The following is a 6,561-nucleotide window of genomic DNA, read 5'->3' as shown; positions in this document are numbered from 1 at the left end:
GTCAACAGTCAACAGTCAACAGTCAACAGTCAACAGTCAACAGTCAACAGTCAACAGTCAACAGTCAACAGTCAACATCATTCCGGTGTTACCGGAAATGATATCATCCCTACTCTCAAAATCCTTACCAACAAACAGCAAATTAAATGTCTGGAATTGGTCGCATTCATTCAATCGAAACATTTGGTACTGTAGACGGCCCCGGAATCCGGTTTATCGTCTTCACCCAAGGCTGTCCGTTACGCTGTCTTTACTGTCACAATCCCGACTGTCGCAATTCCCACGATGGTAAAGAAGTAACAGTCGATTATTTAATCGATCAAATTACAAAATGTAAATCCTACCTGCGGAAAGGAGGCGTTACAGTCAGCGGTGGCGAACCATTGATGCAGCCGGATTTTGTCAGAGAAATCTTTACCCGCTGTCATCAAATGGGCTTGCATACAGCCCTGGACACATCAGGCTTCTGTGTTTTAGAAGTTGCTAAACCGGTGCTAGAAATGGCAGATTTGGTTTTATTGGACATTAAATCCTACATTCCCGAACTGTATTACAAAGTCACCAACGTTTCGATCGAGCCTACTTTAGCAATGGCAAAATATCTCAGCGAAATTGGCAAACCGACGTGGATTCGATTTGTTCTCGTTCCTCACCTCACCGATCACATCGAAAACGTAGAAAAACTAGCGGAGTTTATTGCCAATCTGAACAATGTGGAAAAAGTAGAAGTATTACCATTTCATAAAATGGGAGAATACAAATGGGAACAATTAAAATTTGATTACGAACTCAAGGATACACCTCCCGCTTCACCGGAACTCGTGCAACAAACTGTTGATATTTTTCGCAGTCGCGGGCTAAATGCGATCGGAGCTAGCGGTATATAATAATTAAAAGACCGCGTTCACCAAAAAATTGGGTCTGAAGCCCCGTCCTTTTAGGACGGCTTTCCCTTAACCTTGAGGCTCCTGATTAATTCTCTCTAAGTACATCAGTTTTAGTTCTAGCTACAGCTTTGCAATGTTCTTCAATAATTGCAAATTCAGATTCCTGAATCCGAAAAAATAAACGTTTATTCAGGAAGTTTTTCGAGTTTTTGCTGTATGATTATATGACAACAAAGAGGATGACTCATGTTGGGCTGTCAACAAAATTTAATTCGAGTTGATTCAGATATTCAAGCTATTATTGAATACCTGTGTTCTGAATCTGCAAAACTTTCTAATTGTGGGACTTACTATGCCCGCCAGCTATACTTTAAAACTGGTAAAATCCCAAACCGTGCTCAGTTGCACAAAGTTTTGGGGACGGAAAACCGAAACCGACACTATCAAGCGTTCTACTCTGATACTGCTCAACAAATTCTGACGGGCGTAGCAGAGTCTTTTAAGTCATTTATGGGATTACTAAAGGCTTTTAAAAATGGCGTAATTACGGAACGTCCGAAGCTACCGAAATATCGTCAAGGCGGAATGGCACTTGTGACATTTACAGGTAGGTCGGTAAAACTCAACGACGGAATGTTGAGATTCCCTTTGGGTAGCAAGGTTAAAGCGTGGTTCGGTCTAGATGCGTTTTTCCTTCCGATGCCTTCTAATCTTGATTTCAAAGCGATTCGGGAATATCGCATACTTCCCCGGAACGGCTGTTTCTACCTAGAGTTTGTCTACACAACGACCAATGTCCAGGCAGATATAGACCCTGCTAAGTGCTTAATGATCGACCACGGCGTAGATAACTGGTTAACTTGCGTGAGCAATGTCGGTACAAGTTTTATCGTCGATGGCAAGCTTTTAAAGTCGCTTAACCAGGGATACAACAGACGAGTTGCATTTCTCATGAAGGGAAAAGTTAATGGCTATTGGTCTAAAAGGCTTGCCAGCTTGACCGAAAGACGGAATCGTCAGATGCGAGATGCCGTTAACAAGGCAGCAAGGAAGGTAATTAAGCACTGCTTGAAAAATCGGATAGGAACGGTTGTATTCGGTTGGAATAAGGGACAAAAAAATTCTGCCAACATGGGAAGCAAAACTAATCAAAAGTTTGTGCAAATCCCTACGGGCAGACTGAAAGATAGAATTGCTCAACTCTGTGAGCAGTATGGCTTGAGGTTCGTTGAAACGGAAGAATCTTATTCGTCAAAAGCTTCTTTTGTCGATCGTGATTTGCTACCTACTTTCGGCGAAAAACCCGAAGGGTGGCTTCCAATTGGCACGCGGATTAAACGTGGTTTGTACCGAACGGCGCAAGGCTGGCTAATTAATGCAGATTGCAATGCTTGTGGCAACATTGGTAGAAAAGTAGCGGTGATGCTTGGACTTGATCTAAGCGGAATCAGTAGAGGCGAGTTGTCAGCGCCTTTAAGACTTAAATTATGGTCTTAAGAATCCCCATGCCTTCAGGCTGGGGAGTGTCAAAAGTCACCCACAATCTTGAAATGATCTGCGTTCATCAGCAGGTTCCCTACCAATCAAAGATTGAGGCAATAATTTTCCCGAAATAAACATCAGTAAAAACAACATGAAAGTTACCAATTTAGAAGAATTAGAAGTCCTAATTCAAAAAGTGAAAGCAGCCCAAGCTGAATTTGCCACCTACACTCAAGAACAAGTCGATCGCATATTCAAGCAAGCAGCTTTAGCCGCTAATGCCGCCCGCATTCCCTTAGCCAAGGCAGCAGTCAAAGAATCGGGAATGGGAGTCATCGAAGATAAGGCAATCAAAAATCATTTTGCCTCGGAAATGATTTACAACAAATACAAAAACGACAAGACTTGCGGTATCATCGAGTCCGATCGGCATTTTGGCTACGAACGCATTGCCGAACCCGTGGGAGTGCTGGCGGGAATCGTGCCTGTAACTAACCCGACTTCCACCACCATCTTTAAGTCTTTAATCGTGCTCAAGACGAGAAATGGCATTATATTTTCGCCCCATCCCCGCGCCAAATCCTGCACGGCTGCGGCGGCAAAAATCATCCTCGATGCTGCAGTAGCCGCAGGAGCACCACCGGATATTATTGGGTGGATTGATGAGCCCACTGTGCCGCTTTCCCAAGCTTTGATGCAGCACCGCGATATCAAACTAATTTTGGCAACTGGCGGGCCGGGAATGGTAAAAGCTGCCTACTCTTCAGGGCATCCGTCCCTCGGTGTCGGCGCGGGAAATACTCCCGCCATCATCGATGAAACCGCCCACATCCAAATGGCTGTCAGCTCAATTTTGCTGAGCAAAACTTTCGACAACGGCACGATTTGTGCTTCGGAACAATCGGTGGTTGTTGTGGATGAGGTGTACGATGCAGTGCAACTGGAATTCATCAAGCGCGGTGCTTATTTCCTCAATGCTGAAGAACGGGAAAAAGTGCGGCAGGTAATCTTAATTGATGGTCGCTTGAATGCCGAAATTGTCGGACAATCGGTGCAAAAAGTGGCGCAGATTGCTGGTTTTACAGTGCCGTCAAACATCAGGGTTTTGATTGGAGAAGTTGAGGGGGTAGGTAAAGAAGAACCCTTTGCTTGTGAAAAACTTTCGCCGATTCTCGCCATGTATCGCGCCAAGGACTTTACTGAAGCAGTAGACAAAGCTGAAGCGCTGATAATTTTTGGCGGACACGGACATACTTCTGTACTCTACACGGCTCCGCACAATCAGAAGCACATTCGTTATTTTGAAAGCAAACTAGAGACTTCGCGGGTGCTGATTAATACGCCTTCTTCTCAAGGTGCGATCGGCGATTTGTACAATTTCCGCCTCGATCCCTCCCTTACCCTCGGTTGTGGTAGCTGGGGCGATAATTCGATTTCTGTCAACGTGACACCCCATCACCTGCTGAATATCAAAACCGTAGCAGAACGGCGCGAGAATATGCTCTGGTTCCGCATTCCTCCCAAGATTTATTTTAAGTCGGGTTGTCTTCCTGTAGCTTTGAGGGATCTTGCAGGTAAGAAACGTGCTTTGATCGTGACGGATAAACCTTTGTTTGAATTGGGATTGACTAAGGAAGTCACAGATAGTTTGGAAGAAATCGGCATCGATCACTACACATTTTACGATGTGGAACCCGATCCTTCGCTTGCTACTGTTCGCAAAGGTTTAGAAATCTGCAATAGTTTCCATCCAGATGCGATTATTGCCTTTGGTGGTGGCTCGCCGATGGATGCTGCTAAAGTAATGTGGCTGATGTATGAGCATCCAGAAATTGAGTTTGAAGGATTGGCGATGCGGTTTATGGATATCCGCAAGCGGGTATACGAACTGCCGCCTTTGGGTTCAAAGGCAACTATGGTGGCAATTCCAACTACTTCGGGAACGGGTTCGGAAGTCACGCCTTTTGCGGTTGTTACGGATGAACGATCGGGGATTAAGTATCCGCTTGCAGATTATGCTCTGACTCCGAATATGGCGATCGTCGATCCAGAACTTACGCTGAATATGCCCCGAAAACTGACTGCTTACGGTGGCATTGATGCGCTAACCCACGCTTTAGAAGCTTATGTTTCTGTGTTGGCTTCTGAGTATACAAATGGTTTGGCTTTAGAAGCGATTCGTTTGCTGTTTAAATACCTGCCCAGCGCTTACAAAAATGGTGCTAACGATCCGAAAGCGCGGGAGAAAGTACATTATGCTGCTACGATGGCCGGGATGGCATTTGCCAACTCTTTTCTGGGGGTTTGTCACTCAGTGGCTCACCAATTAGGTGCAACTTGCCACGTCCCTCACGGTTTAGCGAATGCGCTGATGATTTCTCACGTAATTCGCTACAATGCAACGGATGTTCCGTTCAAACAAGCGATTTTTTCTCAAAACAAGTATCCTAACAGCAAGTGGCGTTATGCTCGAATTGCGGACTATCTGAATTTGGGCGGCGATACAGAAGATGAGAAAGTTGAGAAGTTGATCGAAGCGGTGGAAAATCTCAAGCGTGAGGTAGAGCTTCCTAGCACGATTCAGGAGGCGATCGCCAGTCAGGGAATGAGCGATGATTTCTTTTTTGCTCGCGTTGAGGAAATGGCCGATCGTGCTTTTGACGATCAGTGTACCGGAGCGAACCCCCGCTATCCGCTGATTGAAGATTTAAAGCAACTTCTGGTGCAAGCCTACTCTCACGGCGGCGACACTTCTGAGGTCGATCGAGTGTTAACTGTAGTTTAATCGGCGCGGTGCAAGAGATTTCTCCTCAAAAGCCTGTCAATGGGGGGCAGGATGCTTAACCCGATGGGTGTCAACTTAACGTCAAACCCAGTCACAGAATGTTGTTTGACGATTAGGGCCAGATCCCCCCTAGCCCCCCTTAAAAAGGGGGGAACAAGAGTCCGATCTTTCGTCCCCCTTTTTTAGGGGGATTTAGGGGGATCTAGACTCAGATAAAAGCGATATTTATCAAGGGTTTTAGGCGATTGTTGACACTAATGACCTAACCCCTACTCCCCACAAGACTTTCTGGAGAAATCTAACGCCGGGCCCGGCGCTGAAAATAAACCCCGAAGCGGATCAAAATACCAAGTAGAGGTTGATGAAAAAGTGTGAAATTGTGTTATGATGTTACAGGTAACTATTTTACGACTTCTGTAGTTTCAGTGGCTGTTCGCGCGATGACCTCTTCACCAACCATAGCACCCGTTCGATCGAGTCAAGTTACCCGCAAACCTTATCCCAACTATCGGGTAATAGTCCTCAACGACGATTTCAACACATTCCAGCACGTTGTGGAATGTTTGACCAAATACATTCCAGGGATGACGAGCGATCAAGCTTGGAAACTCGCCAACCAAATCCACCACGAAGGCCAGGCCACTGTCTGGGTTGGCCCGCAAGAGCAAGCAGAACTTTATCATATGCAATTGAGCCGTGCTGGACTGACAATGGCTCCGCTAGAGTCTATTTGAAAAGTGTCTAGAGGGCCGAAAGTTCGATGAATTTTCGGTAATTCATCTGAAATTGAACGGAGATTGGGATTTAAGAGGCGATGGTAATTTTGCCAATCATCCCCGCTTCCGTATGTCCGGCTACCGTACAGCGCAGGTTGTAGGTTCCTGATTTCATCGGCACAAACACCCATTCTGCCATAGCGCCCGGTTTAAGTTCCAATTCGTGAATCGCTCCTTTAATTTCCACTTTCCCAGCTTCAACTTTTTGAGTCCAACTCGCATCAGCAAAGTTTTTAGCAGTAAAATAATGTTTCTGCGAACTGGGATTTTTCAGCACTAATTTATAGCGTTTTCCCGATTCAAATTCTAGCAAATTGGGAAAGAATTTGAGTTCCCCAGCTTCGTTACCCAAACTAACAGTAATTTCGGTGACAGGTTGGCGAGACAAATCACCGGCTGCACTAGCAATTGCCGCCGGCATCAAGATTGTGATCAAACATAAAATTAGTCCCAAAATAACCTTGAAAGTTTTTTGTAACCCCTGGCTGCGGTAGAATTTGCCTAATTGCAAACCGAGTAAATTGATCATGGCTGTTCTGACCACTGTTAACTATTAACTGACAACTGACAACTGACAACTGACAACTGACAACTGACAACTGACAACTGACAACTGACAACTGACAACTGA

Annotated in this window: 6 protein-coding genes; 5 read left to right on the top strand and 1 reads right to left on the bottom strand. The window is 45.3% G+C overall.

The features are described 5' to 3' along the window. The 5 genes from QUA00_RS35870 to clpS all read left to right on the top strand — a co-directional run. Positions 1–195 (top strand): hypothetical protein (locus tag QUA00_RS35870; RefSeq protein ID WP_333144934.1); only part of this gene is annotated, 195 nt, incomplete at its 5' end. After that, positions 147–887 (top strand): pyruvate formate-lyase-activating protein, encoded by a 741-nt coding sequence (pflA, locus tag QUA00_RS35865; protein ID WP_333413317.1) that lies wholly within the window; start codon positions 147–149, stop codon positions 885–887. The genes QUA00_RS35870 and pflA, both read left to right, overlap by 49 nt. A 246-nt stretch (positions 888–1,133) precedes the next feature. Beyond that, positions 1,134–2,384, top strand: coding sequence for a transposase (locus QUA00_RS35860; RefSeq protein WP_333144932.1), 1,251 nt, complete (start codon positions 1,134–1,136; stop codon positions 2,382–2,384). A gap of 136 nt (positions 2,385–2,520) precedes the next feature. After that, positions 2,521–5,154 (top strand): bifunctional acetaldehyde-CoA/alcohol dehydrogenase, encoded by a 2,634-nt coding sequence (gene adhE, locus QUA00_RS35855; protein WP_333413315.1) that lies wholly within the window; start codon positions 2,521–2,523, stop codon positions 5,152–5,154. Positions 5,155–5,594: 440 nt separating this feature from the next. Beyond that, a complete protein-coding gene (clpS, locus tag QUA00_RS35850; RefSeq protein ID WP_333315563.1) occupies positions 5,595–5,888 on the top strand; it encodes an ATP-dependent Clp protease adapter ClpS in 294 nt (97 codons plus the stop codon). Positions 5,889–5,958: 70 nt separating this feature from the next. Here the strand turns inward: clpS and QUA00_RS35845 are convergent, their stop codons facing one another. Beyond that, positions 5,959–6,459, bottom strand: coding sequence for a plastocyanin/azurin family copper-binding protein (locus tag QUA00_RS35845; protein WP_333413313.1), 501 nt, complete (start codon positions 6,457–6,459; stop codon positions 5,959–5,961). Positions 6,460–6,561 lie beyond the last annotated feature (102 nt).

The organism is Microcoleus sp. T2B6 (assembly GCF_036700475.1).
Lineage (GTDB): Bacteria > Cyanobacteriota > Cyanobacteriia > Cyanobacteriales > Microcoleaceae > Microcoleus.
The sequence above is the reverse complement of the archived record's forward strand: the minus strand, read 5'-3'. Positions and strand labels throughout refer to the sequence as shown.

Excerpts from the sequence above, each read along its gene's own strand:
- pflA (WP_333413317.1), top strand. The coding sequence starts at position 147 with ATGTCTGGAATTGGTCGCATTCATTCAATCGAAACATTTGGTACTGTA.
- QUA00_RS35860 (WP_333144932.1), top strand. The coding sequence starts at position 1,134 with ATGTTGGGCTGTCAACAAAATTTAATTCGAGTTGATTCAGATATTCAA.
- adhE (WP_333413315.1), top strand. The coding sequence starts at position 2,521 with ATGAAAGTTACCAATTTAGAAGAATTAGAAGTCCTAATTCAAAAAGTG.
- clpS (WP_333315563.1), top strand. The coding sequence starts at position 5,595 with ATGACCTCTTCACCAACCATAGCACCCGTTCGATCGAGTCAAGTTACC.
- QUA00_RS35845 (WP_333413313.1), bottom strand. The coding sequence starts at position 6,459 with ATGATCAATTTACTCGGTTTGCAATTAGGCAAATTCTACCGCAGCCAG.